The organism is Neobacillus niacini (genome assembly GCF_000759675.1).
Classification (GTDB): Bacteria; Bacillota; Bacilli; order Bacillales; family Cytobacillaceae; genus Neobacillus; species Neobacillus niacini_A.
This window is the reverse complement of record NZ_BAWM01000101.1, coordinates 94,601-115,988: the sequence shown is the minus strand read 5'-3', so window position 1 is coordinate 115,988 and position 21,388 is coordinate 94,601. Positions and strand designations below refer to the sequence as shown.

Below are 21,388 nucleotides of genomic sequence, written 5' to 3'. Positions count from 1 at the left end.
AATATGTACTGAAATGTAAAGCAATATTAGAAAAATAAAAATAGCAACTGAATAATTCAATTGCTATTTTTTGTGTAAATTTAATGCTGAAACTTGTGTTAAAGGTAATGTGAAATGTTCTGTGAATTGACGTTTTCTCCCCATCAACCGAACCCGTTAATGTAACATCCCTGCTTTTCTTCATAGTCGATTCTACATGCTCATTGTATCTGACTTATCATTTTTAAAAGGTTGATATTCAATGGTTTTAGCTATAGGGCTTTTATGATTAATCCACATTTCAACAAGATCAATCCCATTGATTAAATCGATGTTTAATCCTCCGGCATAGGAACGGGCATTTTCGTTGAATCCTGCGGTCGAAACAACATATCCTCTTGATGCATTTTGTTTAACCATATTGGAATGAAGAATGGCAATCGGTTCATAGCCCATATCTTCCCGATAACACTTGACTTGACCTAGCACCTTGCCTTCCCCAACTCCATGCTCTATGTCAACACCAAAGTCTCCTGAGCTTTTGGTCACAAAGGCTTCAAATCCGTACTTATGTTTTAATACATCAGCAATAAAATGTTCAAAGTCTAAGGGATCACTTTTTAAAAATGTGGGGGAATATCTTTTTTCTTCTACTTCTTTGCAAAACCTTTGATAAAGTCCCAATGCAATGGTCTTTTTAAATTCTTCTGTCACCGTGATTTGTCTATAGTATTCTTCATCTTTTAAACTACGTCGATTCTTCCACTGAAAAATGAGTAATCCTAATAGAACCGCAATAATTAAATATTCCATATATTAACATCACCTCAATTGTAAGGATTATCACTTCAATTGAAAAATATACGGATATTAGTCAATAATTGATTTATAAAGGCAATAAATTTTAAAAGTGTTTGTCCTCCTTACATTTTATTTTTATTAGAAAACATTAAAAGGAAACTTGGGAAAACAGCTATAATAAGCGCTCTTTTTAGTATTATTTCTCATTATTATAAAACCAAATGAATGGGCGGCATGATGTAATAAGTTGCAACTAAATCTTACTTGTCTTGCCATAGGTATTAAAATTCGATCAATCAGTCTGAGTAGGTCGTGTGTTTATTATTAAGGTGAACACCACTATATCTTTCGTTTTGTCTATAGTCAGCACACCAGACACGTCGAATGTATCTCGCAGCTCATTTTAAAGAAAGGCAACTAACCCTATTGAGGTGACCCCCGAAAGTTAGAGTTTTATATTATGCAGCTAATTGGCTGGTATGGATACGGTATTGGACCGGACTCATGCCTGCCAATTTTTGCTTTATACGCCTTAGGCTTAATAAAAATAAATATAGTCAAAATTTTGCACCTTCTTTGTCAATTTAGGTTCCCTGTTTAAGGAAGCGTCACCGCTATAATAAAAGAAAGCGATTACAATTTTAGGGGTGGTGATACGGATGGAAACAAAAATTCAAACTGGACTAGTAAACAATGAAGCTCAAATTAAGTCTGTACCTAAGAAGAAAGTTAAATATAAGAGTTTATTAACGTACGCTGCTTTTGTTGGACCGGCACTTTTATTTTTCTTAGTTATTCAAATTCTTCCATTTTTAATGGGTGTCTATTATTCGTTTACCTCTTGGAATGGAGTTAGCTCAGTTGTTGAGTGGGTAGGAATCGAGAATTATAAGCAGATTTTTTCGGATGATAAGACTTTCTTTAATTCCTTCATGTTTACTACTAAGTTTATGTTTGCAGCTGTTATTATTAGTAACTTAATAGGTTTTAGCTTTGCTTTACTTTTAAATGCGGCATTAAAAACTCGTAATATCTTGCGAACGGTGTTTTTTATTCCAAACGTAATTGGCGGGTTATTACTTGGTTTTATCTGGCAGTTTATATTTGTAAAAGGATTTGCTTCAATTGGAAACATAACGGACATTGGATTTTTTAAAATGCCATGGTTAGGGGATGAAAAGACAGCATTTTGGGGCATTGTTATCGTATTTGCATGGCAGATTAGCGGATATATGATGGTCATCTACGTTGCTGCTTTACAAGGAGTAGATTCTTCGCTTCTTGAGGCTGCAAGAATAGATGGTGCTTCGAGCTGGACACTCTTAACGAAAATCATTATTCCATTAATTCTACCAGCCTTCACTATTTGTTTCTTCCTAACGATTTCTATGGCCTTTAAAATATTTGACTTAAATATTTCCTTAACAGGTGGAGGACCATTTAACTCTACGCAATCTGTAGCGATTAATATTTACCAAGAAGCCTTCCAAAACAATCGTTACGGGTTAGGAACAGCTAAGTCTATACTGTTCTTTGTAGTTGTTGCAATCTTTACAACCGTCCAAGTAAGGTTAACGAAGAAGAAAGAGGTTGAGGCGTAAATGGGCAATCAATATACAAAAAAGACGTTTGTGTTAGAGATTGTGGGAATAATTGTCGGTCTCATTTTTCTTATACCTTTTTACTTCGTGCTAATCAACTCGATCAAGCCATTTGCAGCTATTCTAATTGACGCAGCAGCCTGGCCGAAAGAATTTAAGTTTTCAAACTATGCAAAGGTATGGAATGTGATCAACTTCCCACGTGCTTTCTGGAATTCTCTCGTAATTACAGTCATGAGCAATATTGGTTTAGTCGTCATTAGTTCTATGGCTGCGTGGAAAATGGTCCGTACGCCAGGAAAGTTTAGTAAAATCTTATTCATTATCTTTGTATCAGCCATGGTCATTCCATTTCAAACGGTGATGATTCCTCTTATGAAGATTGGTGGCACGTTGGGACTAACAAATAGCCTTCCGGGTTTAATTATTATGTACTTTGGATTTGGTGTTCCAATTACCTTATTCTTATATCACGGGTTTGTAAAAACAGTTCCTGTTGAGATTGAGGAATCAGCTATGATTGATGGATGCAGTCAGTTCGGTGTGTTTTGGAGAATTGTATTCCCTCTTCTTAAACCGATAACTATAACAGTCATTATTTTAAATACACTATGGATTTGGAATGATTATCTGCTGCCACTCCTTGTTTTACAGGATCCTGAGTTACGCACGATTCCATTAGCCGCGAGCTCGTTCTTCGCTCAGTATACAAAGCAATGGGATATGGGTCTTGCCGCTTTAGTGCTTGGTATTACACCAATCATTATCTTCTTCTTATTTTTACAAAAGCATATTATTAAGGGTATTGCATCTGGATCTATTAAGTAGATATAAAGTTTCTGTATCAATTCTATTAAATGGATACAGAAACTTATATACAATTATTTATATTAAGGAGGTCAATCTTTTCATGAAACGAGTTCTTTTACTTTGTATGGCTTTCATTTTAGTTATTAGTTTTATTGCTGGTTGTTCTTCTAAAGACACTGCAAGCAATTCAGAAGGGGATTCTAAGTCAGGCGATGATGTTGTAACTCTTAATTTCTTCCAGTTCAAAGTGGAAATTGCTGACCAGCTTCAAGAGATGATTAAGGAGTTCGAAGCTGAGCATCCAAACATTAAGGTAAAGCTTGAAACAGTTGGTGGAGGTGCCGATTACGGTGCAGCACTAAAAGCAAAATTTGCTTCAGGTGAAGAGCCAGACATTTTTAACAATGGTGGTTTTAAAGAATTAGAGCTTTGGAAAGAGAAACTAGCAGATCTTTCAGAAGAGCCATGGGTAGAGCATGTACTTCCAATTGGTAAAGTTCCAATGACAGATGAAGAAGGAAAGCTTTATGGCATGCCAGTTAACTTAGAAGGATATGGCTTTGTATATAACAAAGATTTATTTGAAAAAGCGGGCATTACGGAGCCGCCAGCTACAATTGAAGAATTAAAAGCTGCATCTAAAAAGCTTAAGGATGCTGGCATCACTCCATTCTCTGCTGGTTATGGTGAGTGGTGGGTTATTGGACAGCATTTACTTAACATTCCATTTGCTCAACAGGAAGATCCAGTAGCATTTATTGAAGGACTTTATGATGGTTCTGAGAAAATTGTTGGTAATGAAAAGTTTAAACAATTTAAAGAAGTACTAGATACCGAGCTTAAATATGCAAATGATAATCCATTAACAACAGATTACAATACTCAAGTAACATTATTTGCATCTGGTGAAACAGCTATGCTTCAACAAGGTAACTGGACAGAGAATATGATTTATGAAATTAATCCTAAAATGAACATGGGCTTCCTTCCCATTCCGATTAGCAATGACGAGAGTGCAAATAGCTTACCTGTAGGTGTACCAAATAACTGGGTATTAAACAAAAATTCAGAGCACCTTGAAGAAGCGAAAACATTCTTAGAGTGGATGGTTACTTCTGAAACAGGAAAACGATATATCACTGAAGAATTTGCTTTCATTCCAGCATTCGATAACATTGAGCCGAAAGGTCTTGGTGATTTAGGGCAGTCTATTCTTGCCTACTCTAAAGAAGAGAAAACAATTCCTTGGACTTGGTTCAGATGGCCGGATGGAGCGAATAAAGAATTTGCTGCAACAATCCAAGAATACGCTGCTGGCAAGATTGACTATGACACAGTTCTTGAGCGATTCCAGCAGACGTGGGATAACTTAAAGTAAAAAGAATAATAGAAAGCATGTCCTACTAGGCATGCTTTCTATTAAATTTTGATGGAATATTTCGAAAAAAACTTTTAAGAGTGATGATTCTCATTTATTCTAATATATAAGTGAGACTGGGGAGGTCTGTCCCTTATGCTAAAGACAAGTATTCGAAATAAGCTAATTGTTTTATTGATGATCATGACGATTGTTCCATTTGGAAGTTCGATTGTTATTACATATTTGTATACGAAGAATTCGCTTGAGGATCAAGTGGTACTAGAGAGCAGCAATCTTTTGTATCAAGGAAAAGTGAATTTAGAAAGTTATATTAATGAATTGAATGGTTTAACTCTTTCACTCTATAATAATCCTGATTTTATCAATTACATGAGGTCACCAAGAAAAGAGAATAATTCCTTGACGATTGGTATTGTGAAGCACGTTGTGCAAACGCTTCTCTATACAGAAGACACCGTTAATGGAGTTCGGATCTCCTTTGCAAAGGATGATCGAGCGATTACTGCAACAAAGCGTTCCACAGTTGTTTTTTCTAATAGGATTATGGACTCAAATCGAGAAGCGTTTATGAGAGCTCAACGAAGCCCTTATAACATGTTCATAGAACCCACATATGCTCAGCAAGAGAAAAGTATTAAAAGCTCTAAAGACATTATCACCATTCACAGGGCATTCATGAATGTTCCGGAAGATGAGATACTTGCGTTTATTTCGTTAGAGATTTCACCTGATAAGATAGTAGATTTAAGCAGAAATCTATATAACAGTGAAACCGAAGAATTCTATCTTTTATCTTCAGAAGGAGAAATGATCTATAGCTCTGATATCGATGTTAACGACGATCAAAAGGATCAGAAGTGGATTTCACGAATTTTAGGAAAAAAAGAAGTTTCAGGTACGTTGGAGTGGAAAGAAGACTCCTTTAACGGTGTGATGATGTATGATCAGCTTTCTGCTTCAGCAGGTGGGTGGATTTTAGTGAAAAGGGTTCCTTTCACTAATTTGTATGAAAGTGCCTTTAGTGTTGCGAAGATCAACATCTTATTCGGAGTCATAGGATTATCACTTGTTGTGTTAGCTACTCTTTTCGTATCCTTTAAAATTACGTCACCAATTCGAATTCTGCTGCAAAATATTCAACAAGTAGAAGAAGGGAATATGAAGGTTCAAGTTGAATCCTTCGGGTCAGATGAAATCGGCATTCTTGGTTTTAGGTTTCAGCAAATGATTGAACGAATTAATCACTTGATTAACCGAGAATACAAACTTGAATTGGAAAATAAGACAAATCAATTAAAAGTGCTTCAATCGCAAATCAATCCTCACTTCTTATATAATGCATTACAATCAATCGGTACCATTGCATTAAAGAATAAAGTTCCGCAAATCTATTCATTAATTACACATCTCTCTAAAATTATGAGATATGGAATGAATATGGAAGAAGATGTAGTCACTCTAAAAAAAGAAATTAATTATACAAATGCCTATCTTTTATTACAAAAAGAGCGTTTCGGTGAGAAACTTGACTACATTGTGGAGATTGAAGACAAAGTTCAAGAAATAGAGGTCCCCAAAATGATTCTACAGCCTATTATTGAAAATTACTTTAAGCATGGATTCGATATTCGTGATGGAGTAGGGCGTATTTCCCTAAAATGCTTTCAGGAGAACGATCTATTAGTCATGATTGTGAGCGACAATGGAATAGGGGTAACAGAAAGTCGATTGAAGGATATTCATGAACATTTTCAAGCCGAAGCAAGGAACAAATCGGGAGAAGAAACGAATATTGGATTAAAAAATGTGTATGTCCGTTTGAAGCTCTATTATAATCAACGAGCTGAGATAACGTTAGAAAATCAAGAAGAGGGAGGCTTCATGGTAACCATGAGGCTGCCACTAAAAATAGAAGGAGAAGCGAATGAAAGCAATCATCATTGACGATGAAAAACATGTACGTGAAGGGTTACTTTTATTAGCAGAATGGGAAAAGCATGGAATTCACACGATTTTTGAGGCAGAAGATGGAGATGAAGCGATCGAGTTAATCATAAAGCACAGACCTGAAATTATTTTTACTGATATGAGAATGCCAAAAAGAGATGGAATCAACCTTTTAAAATGGCTTCATTCCTCAGATTTTAGAAGTAAAACCATTGTGGTAAGCGGGTACGATGATTTCGAATACATGAGAAACGCGATCTTTTATAAGAGCTTTGACTATATTCTAAAGCCCATTGAACCAGATGTATTGAATGAAACATTAGCAAAAGCCGTGAAAGAATGGAATGATCAAGCTCGTTCAAGAAAATCTCATGTTGAGGAAAACCGTGTCTTCAATGAAGTGAAGACTCTTTACTGGGATCGTTTATTTTCAAGTCTTTGTTCGAAGGAGGACATTTCAAAATCAATCGAAGAGAAAATTGATAAAGAGTTTGGAATTACCATTACAAATAAGCATAAGACGGTGGCATTACTATCAGTCAAGCCCCTTGCTATGAACTCATTTCAAGGTGATCAAGATCTTGCATTCTTTACATTGGTTAATGTAAGTAATGAATTATTAAAAAAGCAGAATGATGGAGTGTGTTTTCGAAATAGTAACAAGAAAGAAGAGCTCGTCATTCTTTTTTGGAATGATAAAAACATTTCGTATTTGTTAAGGGAAATCTCCTCGTTAATCTATCAATATAGCAAGGTTTGCTTGATTGTTGGTCTAGGGAAAAAGTCTAAGAATATAAATGAAGCGTATGAATCTGCCCTACAGGTTTTTTTAAAACATAACTTATTAAGTCAGAAAAAGATTGTCACGAATAAAGATGTGAAACCGAAACCCCTTCTACACTTACTAGATTACTCAAACGATTTAAAGTGGGCCATTCAATCAGGAAGTAATCACCAAATTGATTCTCAGCTTAATCAAATATTTACTATGTTAGAAATTGATTTCTCGCTCTCACAAGAACAAATACAAGTATGGGAAAATCAATTTGAATTACTAAGAAATAATTGGTTAAAAGAGTACCAAATTCATCATAAGACATCTTTGTATCGAGGCATGAATTATTGGAAGGAAGATGGCACCTTTTCATTTATGAAATTTAAAGAAGAAAAGGTGAGAGAGTTTAAAGAGTTAATCAATACTCTTTCAAATGTGAAGTATCAGAAAGAGAAAAATAATATGCAGCAAATTGAAGAGTATCTTCAGCAGTATTATCAAGAGGATATTAATCTTCAAGAAATAGCCGATCGATTTTTTTTGAGTAGGGAATACATTTCACGAAAATTCAAACAAGATTACCATGCTACCATAACCGATTATTTAACGAAGATTCGTATGGAAAAAGCGAAGAAATTGCTTGAAAATCCCTATTTAAAAATATATGAAGTGGCCTATGGAGTAGGCTTTCAAAATGAAAAGTATTTCAGTAAGGTGTTTAAGAAATACGTCGGATTCACACCAAACGAATTCCGGCATTCCGTATCTTCTAGATCATAATCTTTGGAGATTTTAACATCGATATCCAAAAGCTCCCCTTTACTCTTCTCCAAATAAGAACAGAATTTTCTGTTCTATTTGGAGATGGCCAGCAAGCGAAGCGCGGTAGCTATTCTTTAAATCTAATACATTAGAAAACAAGGAAAACTTTAGATTAAGACGAGTTTTTTAAAAAACGGTAACACTAAGGATATGGCAAAAAGATCAACACTTAGCTACTTAAATCGCGAATGTCAATGAAAGCGCTTGGCGCGATATTGATAACTTAAGATTGAAAAATACTCACAAAGAAACAAAAAAAGTGCTTGTCTATTCATTAAAAAAGGATGTTTTCTATTGGTCACATTGTGGTCACGAAATCAAAATAAATGGAGTATAGAAAAGGAAAAGAGAAGGAAAATAAAAAAATCGAAAACCATTATTTCAAGCGGTTTTGCGGAGGTTATGGGATAATGGAGTATAAACGCGTCCTTTCATCCTAAAAATAATATCTAAACACGACTATATTACTTTAAATAATATTATGTATTTCATTTTAAACAATACTCATATATAATATAGCTAATTGAATATAAATAACTAGGGGAGCCCAATAAGTTGGGCTGAGAAAGAAACACGATGAAGTTTCTTGACTCTTGGGACCTGATCTGGATCATACCAGCGTGGGGAAGTTAGAATAGACAATCTTCAATGCACTTATACTTCTGCATACATATTAGCCGGGTCCAACCATTTATGGTCCCGGCTTTTTGATGTACTTTTATAAGCTTTTCCACTTGTTATGTACTTTATCTCGTCCTTTATATTCAAAAAAAGGAGAGATTTATTATGTCAACGACTTCATTAAACGAACAAAATATTTCCATCATGTCTAGTTTTCCAGGAAGTAAAAAAGTATATGTAACAGGTTCGAGATCCGACATTAAAGTACCAATGCGTGAAATTGAGTTAAGCCCGACAACTGGTACGTTTGGTGAAGAGGAAAATCTTCCTGTACGCGTGTATGATACAAGCGGTCCTTATACGGATCTAAATTATTCTGTTGACATTTCAAAAGGTCTTCCTGCTATTCGAAGCACATGGATTCATGAACGATCAGATGTTGAAGAATATGAAGGTCGAGAAATTAAGCCTGTAGATAATGGGTATAAGGAAGAAAATGATCCTCGTGCCAATCATAACGTGTTTCCAGGTTTGAAGCGCAAACCATTACGTGCAAAAAAAGGGAAAAATGTCACACAGCTTCATTATGCAAAAAAGGGAATTATTACTCCTGAAATGGAATTTATCGCAATAAGGGAAAATATGAAACCTGAATTTGTGCGTAATGAAGTTGCAAAAGGTCGAGCGATTATTCCTTCTAATATCAATCATCCAGAGTCAGAACCTATGATAATAGGACGTAATTTTCATGTTAAAATTAACGCGAATATCGGTAACTCTGCTGTTTCATCATCCATCGAACAAGAGGTTGAAAAAATGACATGGGCGACACGCTGGGGTGCTGATAATATTATGGATCTATCAACAGGTAAAAACATTCATAAAACACGAGAATGGATTATTCGAAACTCAGCTGTTCCTGTCGGCACCGTCCCCATTTATCAAGCACTTGAAAAAGTAAATGGTGTTGCTGAAGATCTTACATGGGAGATTTACCGTGATACCTTGATTGAACAAGCTGAGCAGGGTGTTGATTACTTCACAATTCATGCTGGTGTTCTTTTGCGATATGTTCCATTAACTGCAAAACGGTTAACAGGTATTGTATCTCGTGGTGGATCTATCATGGCACAATGGTGTCTACACCACCATAAAGAAAGCTTTTTATATACTCACTTTAAAGAAATCTGTGAAATAATGAAATCTTATGATGTTGCATTCTCTTTAGGGGATGGTTTACGTCCTGGGTCTATTGCAGATGCGAATGATGAAGCGCAGTTTGCTGAATTAGAGACTCTTGGAGAGCTAACAAAAATTGCTTGGGAACATGATGTACAAGTGATGATCGAAGGACCTGGACACGTACCCATGCACCTAATTAAAGAAAATATGGATAAACAACTAGAAGTGTGTCAGGAAGCGCCATTCTACACACTTGGACCTCTTACGACTGATATAGCACCTGGTTATGATCACATTACATCTGCTATTGGGGCTGCCATGATTGGTTGGTATGGTACAGCTATGCTTTGTTATGTAACGCCTAAAGAACATTTAGGTTTACCGAATAGAGAGGATGTTCGTGTAGGGGTAATTACTTATAAAATTGCCGCCCATGCTGCTGATTTGGCAAAAGGACATCCAGGAGCACAAAAAAGAGATGATGCCTTATCAAAAGCTCGTTTTGAATTCCGTTGGAGAGATCAGTTTAATTTATCTTTAGATCCTGAACGAGCGATAGAATATCATGATGAAACTTTACCTGCAGAAGGTGCAAAAACAGCTCATTTCTGTTCAATGTGTGGACCAAAATTTTGTAGCATGAGAATCTCTCAAGATATTCGTAATTATGCGAAAGAAAACAAACTTGATACGAAGGAAGCTATTGAAACAGGTATGAAGGAAAAAGCTAAGGAGTTTAAGCAATCTGGAGGCGGCATATATCAGTAACTTTCTTGGGAGGTTATACGGATGAATGTTCAAAAGATTAAAGAGGAAATTACGCAAATGAAAACTAGCCTTACTTTTTTAGAGGAGAGTTTAAAGGGGATTCAGCAAAATTGTGATCATCGTTTTGATGGCGATCAATATTATGAAAAATGTTTGAAGTGTGATAAGGTAAATGTATTATATTATTAAACAAAAATCTCGACAAAAAGACACTCTCAACAAGAGGGTATTAATAAGATAGCCATGTAACCTTACCTTGATTAATAATCGGGGTAAGGTTTTTTAGTTTTTTCTATAAAAATTCCATAGTAAAAACTATTAATCACTTTTTATTATTACAAATGTAAGAGAAGGTAATTCGCCATTATTAGGATTTTTATTTCACATTCCAGAAGCAGGGCATGACTATTGTGAATATGATGAGGTTTATCTTTCAGAATGTTTTTTAGAAGGCTCTGTTAAATAGTATTGGTGATTTTCTCCTTAAATTAATAGAACGGGTTCGGTGAGAAAGCGATAACAGTCTTCGTGAAACTAGAAAACACCACTCTGAAGTGATGTTTTCTTAGAAACTATGCTTTCACTCGGAGAAGATTTACCTAATCAATGTTCTACCAGGCTTGATACAGAAACACTTTGTTTATTATTTGGTTCATCGAGAGGATGGATTGTAGTTGTTCCGTTTTGTTGATCTACATGCTCAATATAGATACGTGTTCCGTTATACGTTACATTAGCCATAGTCGGTGAATTAGTAATTTCTTGTGCTCGTTGTACGTCCATGTCACGACCTCCTTTCCGTATTAAAGCCATTTTAAGTATTTCCTCTGAACTACTTGTTATACGTTTATTTTAGAAATGATGATATTTGATTACCTTTTTTTGTATATTTCGGGCCAAATGCGACATAACAGAGAAAAAGAATTTAATCTCCTTCTTCAACTCCCTCAGTTTAATACGATTTACTCACCAATACTCGCTTATTTGGAAAATGTAGTGACCTTGCCTCAATAAAATAGACAGAAAGAATCCGTATTTCTCTTCTATTTACGTAGATTTACTATGATACCTTGTCCAACAGAAAAGGTGCTATGTATCCATTAGTAGAGTGAGTTCTCTTACAGTTGTAGAAGAGCTCAATATACTCAAATACTTTTTCTTTAGCTTCAGATCTAGTATTAAAATCATAGTCATTAAGCCATTCCATCTTAAGCTTACCCAAGAAGGACTCTATAAATCCATTACTGCTGATAGATATAGCCACCCCTCTTTGATTTGAATACGTAGTCCATATATGATACTTCCTGTTGCTCTGTTAATACCTATAACATGGTCTGCTGCAGCAATCAGTGAACTCCATGTAGGCTAAAATTATCCGACTATCAAAAAACAAAGAAAAATCAAAATTTAGTTAAGAAATATCATTAAGTATTAACTTAGTTTGAAATAATATTAAATTAGCTGGAAATTTGCAACATAACACATATTTTGAGTATTAAGGGAGGTGCATGGAGTTGCATGAAATTATTAATAAGAGAGGGGGAAAATGTATGAAGAAAAGGGGAAATTTAAAAGTTTATAAAAAAACAATTAGTTTATTTTTATCAGGCTCTTCGCTATTTAGTATTGAAAAAACTACTTACTAGTGTCTAGTAGTTTCTACCTTTTCTTGCTTGCCATCTGTATTACGTTACCTAACTAAGCTAGATTAAACCCCAGTCAGACTTTCAACTCTATTCTTTCAGCCATCATACTGTTTATGTAGTAACCCCGACAAATAAGAAAGAAGTTCTCATTCATTTAGGCAAAAATAGTAGAGAGAGGTAAAGATATGAATTTAGCAATTTTCAAGAAAACTAGTATTTTAACAGCAATTCTGCTGCTAATATTCTCCTCTCTTGCTTTTGCTGCAACAAACCCTGGAGGCCCGTCAACAAATGGAAAAACCAATCTCAGACAATCTTGTCATACCCTGAAGTGATAAAGATTCTAGGTGATATTGAACATTCCAGCAAAGGGAAAGTAGAAGTATTCACTTTAGATCAATACGGTAAATCGGAAGCAGACCGGAGCATTTATGCAGCCAAGGTTGGAACCGGTTCAAAAAAGATTTAGATTCAGGCCCAAATACATGGGAATGAAAAATTAGTGACAGAGGCCGCCCTTGACCTATTGAAAACATATGCAAGCAACAACTCCAAGGATGTTCAAAAAGTATTAGCTGAATCTACCCTATATTTTATTCCGATGTATATTCCTGACGGGGCGGAGATGAATACCCGTGGTACTAAAATCATGGCGACCGGCAAGTCCCTGGACTTGAATCGCGACTGGACTCTGAGTGGCGGCTTTGTCGCGAAAGAATCACAAGCTGTATACGCATACTGGGGAGATTTAAAGCCGACTTTGCTATAGACCTACATCAACAGGGTATCAAGCAAATGTATGGAACCAATGAAGCAACTGGAAAGCACCTTTAAAGAACATAAACAAAACCAAGGAATAGTTCAATGTCCATCTTGTGAAGGTATCATCGTAGAGAAGAAAACGAAGAAAGGGAGTAGCATTTAGGGTTGTTCCAATTATAAAGAAGGCTGCAAGGTAACTTATCCAAGTAAATTAGCAGGAAAGTCGCTCACTTATGAATGGCGCCAAACAAAGTGATTATAGTTCTTATAATCATATATTTAGTTTGAAGGAGGTAATTTAAATTGTTCAGTTACAGACCAAAAGCAAGAAAAGCAATGGTACTGTTGGTGCTAATTGCGATATTTGTTAATTTTGCGCCTTATGCTAGGGCTGCAGACAATGGAAATGGTACATACACCAATCCAATTATGTGGGGAGATTATCCGGACAATGACTTGATTAGGGTGGGAGACACATATTATATGTCATCAACGAGTATGCACCTATTTCCCGGAAGTCCAATCATGAGTTCGAAAGATTTGGTTAATTGGAAATATGAGAGCTACGCTGTTGACCGGATGGAAGGCGACATGTACGACCTAAAGAATGGGCTGAATGCTTACGACGAAGGTCCATGGGCAACCAGCTTAAGGTATCATAACGGTAAATTCTACTTGATGTACAACATTAATAGGGATGCGGCGTACGTGAGTATTGCAGATAGCGCAAAAGGTCCATGGACGATTTACAAGTTAGAAGATGAACTATACGATCCCGGACTATTTTTTGATGACAATGGAAAAGTCTACGTTGTACATGGTCAAGGTCAACTTTACCTAAGTGAGTTGGAAATTGTGAATGAAGAAACAGGTGAACTTTCTATAATTTCTAAGAGAGAGCCTGGAGCATCAAGAAATGGAAAGATGATCTACGATTATAAGGGTGGTTATTATAATGAAGGATCACATGTATATAAAATCGGTGAATACTATTACATCCTAAGTACGCCGACCTGGGATAAAGGTTCAAAGAAGGAAATAGCGATCAGAACAAAAGACTTGGCTAATGGTCCTTATGAAGTAAAGGATATCATGACAAGCTTTATGAATTTTACAGGAAATGGTATACACCAGGGTGGTATTGTAGATGTTCCTCAGGGTGAAGGAAAGGAATCAGAATGGTGGTCGGTCATATTCCAGGATCGAGGAAAGCTGGGACGTGTTCCAACATTGCAGCCCGTGTACTGGAAAGATGGATGGCCATATATGGGAGAGCTGGATGGAGAAAAAGCGGTTGTTACTTTAAAGAAACCTAATATACCAGGTTTGGGTACAACGGAGCCAAGGGCACCAGAAGCATCAGATGATTTCAGCAGCAGCGAGCTAGGTCTGCAATGGCAGTGGAATCACAATCCTGACAATGAAAAGTGGAGTCTTACGGAAAGACCAGGAAATATAAGACTTAAGACATCTAGTGTAACAAATTCTTTAGCCTATGCAAGAAATACACTTACGCAGAGAATCATTGGTCCGGACTGCATAGGAACTGTAAAGATGGATATAAGCCATATGGCTGATGGTGACCAGGCTGGATTATCTGTCATACAAAAAGATTCAAACTTCATTGGAATAAAGAATGAAGATGGAAAGAAGAGAATCGTTGTTCAGGACTTATGGACAGAAGAGGCATCCATTGATCTCCCAGAAGGAACAACTGATATTTGGTTTCGAGCTGAAACCCCAAGATTTGAGTACAGAACAGAGTTCTCATACAGCCTAGATGGAGTGAACTTTACTAGATTAGGCGGAAGATATGAGATGCGTTACGGAACATACGTCGGTATGCGTTTTGGTATTTTCAATTATGCAACAAAAGCCCTTGGCGGATATATCGATGTGGATTCGTTTGAACTGACAACGACTGAAAATCAAGGGAATTTATTTAGTGTAAATAAGAAGATTGATGCTGAACGTTATGATGATCAAAACTACGTTACAGATAAAAATCTTAATATAAACGCTAAAACGGAGTGGACAAATGATGATGTATACGACGGATATGACCAAAGTATGGCGAATATCAAAAATGGCGACTGGCTGCGTTTTGATCATATCGATTTTGGTAATGGGGAGGCAAAATGGTTTAACGCAAGAGTAGCAAGTGATAAACCAAACGGAACTATTGAGGTAAAACTAGCTGATGCAGAAGGAAACCCTGCTGAAACGATAGCCATACTACAAATTCCAAATACAAGTGATTTGAATGAGTATGTAAATGCTAAAGCAGAGCTTACAAGAGAAGTTACAGGTAAGCAAAAGATATTCTTAGTATTTAACGGCGCTGAAACGGAAATGTGCAAGCTAAACTGGCTTATGTTTGGCTCTGGTGATTATCCGGAGATTGCAGCAGTTCCTAGTAATGTTCAAGTAGATTCACCAAACAGCACGACGATTGATATCGCATGGGATGCTGTATCCGGAGCATTACAATATGATATCAAGATTGACAATAAGATTATAAGCAATGCAACAAGCACATTTTCAGAAACAGGGTTACTTGCTGGATCCACTCATACAGTACAGGTTAGGTCAAAGAACTATGCTGGTTTCAGTGAATGGAGTGAGGGTGTCAATATAACAACAGAAGCTGACCCTGAACTGATTCCTTCAAGTGGCATGACGGTAACTGCTTCAAGTGAAGAAACGCAAGCCGAAGATAATAAAGCAGCGAATGTCTTAGATGGAAACATAGATACAATATGGCATACCAAGTGGAGTGGTGGAAATACGCCTCCTCACACCTTGGATTTTAACTTAGGTGAAACATATGACGTTTATAAGCTTAAATATATTCCAAGACAGTCAGGCGGAGATAACGGTATAGTAACCAAGTTCAACATCTACACGAGCATGGATGGTGTTAACTACACCTTGGTCAAGGAAAACGGAACATTTGTAAACGATTCCATGCCAAAGACAGTAACATTTAGACCTACTCAGGCTAATTACCTAAGATTCGAGATATTGGCTGGTCATAATGGCTTCGGATCCGCTGCTGAAATTAACCTTTACCAAAATGTGGATCCGTCAGAAGAATATGAAGTAGTCGTAGAAAATGGTTCAGGTAGTGGAAATTATGCGAAAGGAGCCACTGTTGCAATAACAGCAAATGAAGCACCAGAAGACCAGGAATTTGATAAATGGATTACGGATAACAGCAGCGTTGTATTCGAAGATGCCAGTGCACAAGCTACCACATTTGTAATGCCTGGTGAAGCTGTTAAAGTAACAGCAACTTATAAGGATGTTACAGCATCAGACGAAACTGCACCAACATGGTCAGAAGATAAAGCATTAACGACTTCAAAGATTAGCAAGAATCAACTTACACTTTCATGGACAGCAGCAGCAGATGATACGGGGGTAACGAGCTATAAAGTTTACAAGAATGGAAGTGAACTAGTTACATTAGCAGGTGATATCACTAGCTATAAAGTCAAAGGCCTGTCATCTGACACGAAGTATACCTTTAAAGTTGAAGCATGCGATGCAGCAGGAAACTGGAGCGTGAATGGTCCGAGTGTAGAGGTGACGACTAAAGCTAAATCTCCGGGTGGTGGCTGGACACCATCAACAGATCCAGAACCAATACCGATCCAAAGCGCCTACACCAATACCAAAACCAGGAGATGATAATAAGAAATGAAATAACCAGAATGAATTAGTCGTTATTATCGATCGTTACTGGGTCTTGAAGTAATTTCATTGAACACAAAGGAGGTGATCCTGACTTAATGGCAATTGCACTAAAGGTTAATTAAAAGCAATTGAAAGTTAATGGATAAACCTAGAGGAGGTAAATCATGTCACTGTCAAAGATAATTAAAAACTTAGCAATTGTGGTAGCTTCTGCACAGATGATTAGCATTACAATTCCAGCATTTTCAGGAACTGCAGATGCTGCAGCTTATGATGGAATAATAGCATCAAATCAAATGAAAGTTGAAGTAGATCAGAATTTTCCAAGAGTAATAAAGTATGAGTTAAACAGCAAAGTATTAAATGGCTCAGAAGATGTATTAAACACAATAAGAATTAACGGAACAGACTATGTACCGAAAGTAACCTACACAGAAGCAGCAGATAATAAAGCTGACTATGTTCTAACCGTTGATGAGTTAAATGTAGAAATATTTCTATCCATAACAGTAGAAGAGAATACACTTGATTTTGAAGTAACAAAAGTAGAAGAAAATGGTACAACGAGAATACACACCATTGAAATTCCAAACCATAGCTTGGCATCGGTAAGAAGTACAGAAGCGGGCGCAGAATTTGCCGGTTCCAGAATGGAAACCGCTGTTTATAAAAAAGGTGATGTGTATCAACCTGTATCAGGTACTCCTACGGTAGATAGTACACCAAAAAACTATATGTACGCGTTCATTAACAATGATGAATTGGCAGCAGGTGTTTGGTCAAATGCATATGGTGATACAAATAAAGATGGAGATAATGACAACCACCGTATTGTTAAACAGACTACAGAGAAAACGGATTACTCCCGTACAGCTTTGTGGAGTGCTTCGTGGGTATATCGCGGAAATGAAATGCCTGATGATATAACGGAGCCATTACCACACGCTAAAGTAGTGATCACAGAAGATGCAAATGGTGATAGTCAAATGGACTGGCAGGATGCAGCTGTTGCATACCGTAATATTATGAACAATCCTGTTGGCAGCGACAGAATGTCCGAACTTGTTGTTCACCGTATACCAATGAACTTTGGTAGCCAGGCAACAAACCCATTCTTAAAGACATTAGATGAAACAAAAAAAATATATTTATCAACTGACGGGCTTGGACAGTTTGTGGAACTAAAGGGTTACCAAGCAGAAGGTCATGACTCGGCACATCCGGATTATGGCGGACATATAGGTGTACGTCAGGGCGGACAGAAGGATATGGATACACTTGTAAGAGAAGCACAGAGCTATAATGCTTTCATGGGTGTACATATTAGTGGTACAGGCGCTCACCCAGAAGCAAAGGCTTTTGATGATCAATTAGTTAATATCAACAAAGGCGGTTGGGACTGGCTTGACCCATCATATGACTTTGATGACCCAACATACCGTAGAGAAGTTTATACTGGCAACAGAATGAACCGTTTACAGATGTTAAAGGACGATGCACCAACACTTGACTTTATTTATGCTGATGCATGGTATGAACAGGGCTTTAATGGAAGAAGATTTGCAAGAGATGTGAATTCTTTGGGATGGACCCTTGCTACTGAGTTTCCCAATGTATTAGAAGATGAAGCCGTTTGGAATCACTGGTCAGTTGACTATGATTACGGTGGAAAACACACAAAGGGCTACAGCAGTGACATCGCAAGATTTGTAAGAAATAACCAGAAGGATACTTGGATAGTTCGTCACCCAATCCTCGGTGGTACTGAGGCAACAGATGCTGAAGGATGGCAGGGTAGAGTAAATTATGATGAAATGATCGATGTTGTATTCAAAACAAATCTACCAACCAAATATCTGCAAAGCTTCCCAATGACGAAGTACGATGTAACCAATAATGTGGGACGAGCTGAATTTGAAGGAAATGTTGTCGCCGAAAGGACAGAAGACGGAAAAAGAGTATTCACAAAAGATGGAAAGAAACTTCTTGAAGAAGATGTAACAATACAACAAGGAACAAGTGACGGTAACGTTTATGATGATGTAAGGTTCAATAACCTCCAATATTTGTTACCATGGTCCCCAAATGCCGATAAGACAGAAAGCGAATTGGCTGGTGCTGAAGAAAAACTATATCACTATAATGAAGTTGGCGGATCATCTACTTGGGAACTTCCAAATAGCTGGAACAATGTATCAACAGTTAAGTTATACACATTAACAGATACCGGTAAGAAAGATGAAAAAGTATTAAACGTAGTTGATGGCAAAATCACGATTGATGCAGAACCAAAACAAGCTTACGTTGTATACAAAGGTGATGTTTCTGTAACTGATGAAGATATGGAGTGGGGATTTGGAATGCCTACAAAGGATCCAAGCTTCAACAGCGGAACATTAGATCACTGGAAAGTAAAGAGCGGTGCTGCAACAGTAGAACGTAACAATCGTGGACAATATGAATTAGTAGTAAAAGAAAACAATAAAGAGACTGTATTAGAAACTAAATTATCAGGATTGAAGCCAGGAACATACTCAGCTTCAATATATGTTCAGGTTGGCAATACACCAAACCGTACAAATGCTAGCGATCCAAACACTGCAGGAAATGCAAAACGTAAAACGACTATTGGTGTTAAAAATTTCGGCGGAGCAAACATAACTAACTATACTGAAAGTTCACCGCTTAAAAACTATATCTCAGCTGACTCAAAGCACAGCACAAATATGCAGAGAATGAGAGTAGTATTTGATGTAGCAGAAGGACAGGAAACTGCAAAATTATACTTGCATGTAGCTCCAGGAACAGCGACTGTAACATTTGACGATGTACGCTCTGTACCTACAAAGAGAGTTGTTCCACAATCTTCAGATGTAGTATTAGCGGAAGACTTTGAAAATGTTGACCAAGGGTTGACTCCATTTGTTATAGCAGATGCTGACGGAGTAAGTGATCCACGTACTCATTTATCAGAATTACACGCTCCATACACTCAAAAAGGTTGGAATGGAAAAGCAGTTGATGACGTATTAAATGGCGAATGGTCCATTAAGTCCCATAAAACTGGTAGCGGTCTCATCATGAGAACATTACCGCAGACTTTAAGATTCGATAAAGGAACAACTTACGAAGTATCATTCAAATATGAAAGTCAGTTTGATAAGAAGATTAATTTCGTTGTTGGTAACGGTACTAAGGAAGTGATGAATGTACCAATGCCACAGGCAACCGTTCCTACACAGTTCACTGTTAAATTTACAGCAAGTACGGAAGATTTCTGGATCGGAACAAGAAATACTGCTGGAAGTTCAGCAGGAGACTTTATCCTTGATGATCTAGTGGTTAAGGAAGCAAAGGATGCTACAATTGAACCGCTGCCAATTGCACCTGTTGACTTATCTGTTATTCCTGTAGATGGTATCAAAGCAAGTGCAACTGGTTATCAAGAAGGTGATAACCCTGAAAATGTTCTTGATGGAAACACAGGTTCATTGTGGCACACAGCTTGGGATGGAAGCGATACATTACCACAATCCATTACTCTTGATTTAGGTAAAGCTTACAATGTAAACAGATTAGATGTAACTCCAAGACAGGAGACTAATAGTAGAGGAGAAGCAAGTGGTAATGGCTTCATTACAAAATATGACCTATATGTTAAGTATGCAGATGCTGAAGACTTTACTAAAGTTGTTTCAAGTGGAACATGGGAAAGAACAGTTGCTACAAAACAAGTAGCTATTGATAGTTCAAAGCCAATTACTCACGTTAAGTTAACTGCATTAGAAGGAATCAATCGATGGGCTTCTATAGCTGAGATAAGAGTTGCTCAAGAAGCTCCATCTATAACTGGACCAGATACCGTTGAGGTCAGCACATCAGTGGGAATGCACCCGGAATTGCCTTCAACAGTAAAGGCAACATTGAGCAATAACACAGAAATGGAATTGCCAGTTCAATGGCCAGCAATTGCCCCTTCAAAATATGCTGAAGAAGGATCATTTGAAGTAGTAGGACACATTAATGGCGTTGAAGCTGCAGCTATTACAGCTACTGTAACTGTAACGGCTAGTGAAGAAGTTGATATAGTAGATGCAAAAGTGATGAATGTTTACACTACAGTAGGAACTTCACCTGTTATGCCAGAAACTGCGAAGATGATCACATCAAATGGTACAGTTATAAATGTACCTGTAACTTGGGATAAAATAGCTAAAAATAGCTATAAGAATGTTGGATCATTCAGCGTAAAGGGTAGGGTAACAGGAACTAAAATAAAAGCTCAGGCTATTGTTATAGTTACAGATCCAAGGGCTACAATCACTGAAATTCCTAAGTAAAAGTAAATACAGTAATTGGTAAAATACCAATACTCCCAAGCATGCTTGAAGTAAAAAAGAGGTTTCACCGCAGGTACTTATAGATTAACTATCACTCTTGATGATGGAAAATCATATTCTGTGCAAATTAATCTCAAATAAATAATACTGTAGAGGAAAGAGGACGACTTTCTCTCTTTCAATGCTAGATTACGTGAATAAAAGGAGCCAGTGATTAAACTTGCTGGCTCTTTTCATGTCATATAGTAGCCTTG

General features: G+C 37.0%; 13 protein-coding genes, 1 pseudogene and 1 riboswitch. Of the genes and pseudogenes, 10 read left to right on the top strand and 4 right to left on the bottom strand.

The window, feature by feature from the left end; genetic code table 11:
* Window positions 1-192: 192 nt before the first annotated feature.
* Together TR08_RS23965 and TR08_RS34085 are read right to left on the bottom strand one after the other, a co-directional pair.
* Complete coding sequence (locus TR08_RS23965) at window positions 193-792, bottom strand: restriction endonuclease (RefSeq protein ID WP_045522506.1); 600 nt, start codon at window positions 790-792, stop codon at window positions 193-195.
* A gap of 446 nt (window positions 793-1,238) precedes the next feature.
* Window positions 1,239-1,313 (bottom strand): annotated as a pseudogene (locus TR08_RS34085) (IS3 family transposase); the annotation flags it as partial.
* Between the two features lie 126 nt (window positions 1,314-1,439).
* Here TR08_RS34085 and TR08_RS23960 point away from each other — a divergent pair.
* The 7 genes from TR08_RS23960 (at window position 1,440) to TR08_RS23930 (ending at window position 10,876) form a co-directional block, all read left to right on the top strand.
* Window positions 1,440-2,381: a carbohydrate ABC transporter permease gene (locus tag TR08_RS23960; RefSeq protein ID WP_045522504.1), complete on the top strand. Its 942-nt coding sequence runs from the start codon at window positions 1,440-1,442 to the stop codon at window positions 2,379-2,381.
* Window positions 2,382-3,209 (top strand): carbohydrate ABC transporter permease, encoded by an 828-nt coding sequence (locus tag TR08_RS23955; RefSeq protein ID WP_045522502.1) that lies wholly within the window; start codon window positions 2,382-2,384, stop codon window positions 3,207-3,209.
* Window positions 3,210-3,291: 82 nt separating this feature from the next.
* Window positions 3,292-4,569, top strand: coding sequence for an ABC transporter substrate-binding protein (locus tag TR08_RS23950; protein ID WP_045522501.1), 1,278 nt, complete (start codon window positions 3,292-3,294; stop codon window positions 4,567-4,569).
* 135 nt (window positions 4,570-4,704) lie between these two features.
* A complete protein-coding gene (locus TR08_RS23945; protein ID WP_045522499.1) occupies window positions 4,705-6,516 on the top strand; it encodes a sensor histidine kinase in 1,812 nt (603 codons plus the stop codon).
* Window positions 6,497-8,074, top strand: coding sequence for a response regulator transcription factor (locus TR08_RS23940; protein ID WP_045522498.1), 1,578 nt, complete (start codon window positions 6,497-6,499; stop codon window positions 8,072-8,074). Before TR08_RS23945 ends, TR08_RS23940 begins: the two co-directional genes overlap by 20 nt.
* Window positions 8,075-8,645: 571 nt before the next feature.
* A riboswitch (TPP riboswitch) is annotated at window positions 8,646-8,760 on the top strand.
* 142 nt (window positions 8,761-8,902) lie between these two features.
* Window positions 8,903-10,687 carry a phosphomethylpyrimidine synthase ThiC gene (thiC, locus tag TR08_RS23935; protein ID WP_045522497.1) on the top strand — a complete coding sequence of 595 codons (1,785 nt, stop codon included), beginning with the start codon at window positions 8,903-8,905 and terminating at the stop codon, window positions 10,685-10,687.
* A 21-nt stretch (window positions 10,688-10,708) separates the two neighbouring features.
* Window positions 10,709-10,876: a hypothetical protein gene (locus tag TR08_RS23930; RefSeq protein WP_045522496.1), complete on the top strand. Its 168-nt coding sequence runs from the start codon at window positions 10,709-10,711 to the stop codon at window positions 10,874-10,876.
* A 414-nt stretch (window positions 10,877-11,290) separates the two neighbouring features.
* On the opposite strand, the gene TR08_RS23925 is transcribed toward TR08_RS23930, so the two are convergent.
* Window positions 11,291-11,470 (bottom strand): small acid-soluble spore protein H, encoded by a 180-nt coding sequence (locus TR08_RS23925; protein ID WP_045522495.1) that lies wholly within the window; start codon window positions 11,468-11,470, stop codon window positions 11,291-11,293.
* A 277-nt stretch (window positions 11,471-11,747) separates the two neighbouring features.
* On the bottom strand, window positions 11,748-11,951 hold the full coding sequence (locus TR08_RS31465) for an IS3 family transposase (protein WP_081954639.1): 204 nt from the start codon (window positions 11,949-11,951) through the stop codon (window positions 11,748-11,750).
* 884 nt (window positions 11,952-12,835) lie between these two features.
* Between TR08_RS31465 and TR08_RS33405 the strand changes: the two genes are divergently transcribed.
* The 3 genes from TR08_RS33405 to TR08_RS23910 all read left to right on the top strand — a co-directional run bounded on the left by TR08_RS33405 (window position 12,836) and on the right by TR08_RS23910 (window position 21,134).
* Entirely contained in the window at window positions 12,836-13,102 is a 267-nt protein-coding gene (locus TR08_RS33405) for a M14 family zinc carboxypeptidase (protein WP_238579231.1), read from the top strand.
* A gap of 296 nt (window positions 13,103-13,398) precedes the next feature.
* Window positions 13,399-16,788 (top strand): family 43 glycosylhydrolase, encoded by a 3,390-nt coding sequence (locus tag TR08_RS30530; protein ID WP_052427613.1) that lies wholly within the window; start codon window positions 13,399-13,401, stop codon window positions 16,786-16,788.
* Between the two features lie 170 nt (window positions 16,789-16,958).
* Window positions 16,959-21,134 carry an endo-alpha-N-acetylgalactosaminidase family protein gene (locus TR08_RS23910; RefSeq protein ID WP_052427612.1) on the top strand — a complete coding sequence of 1,392 codons (4,176 nt, stop codon included), beginning with the start codon at window positions 16,959-16,961 and terminating at the stop codon, window positions 21,132-21,134.
* The last annotated feature ends 254 nt before the right edge of the window (window positions 21,135-21,388 follow it).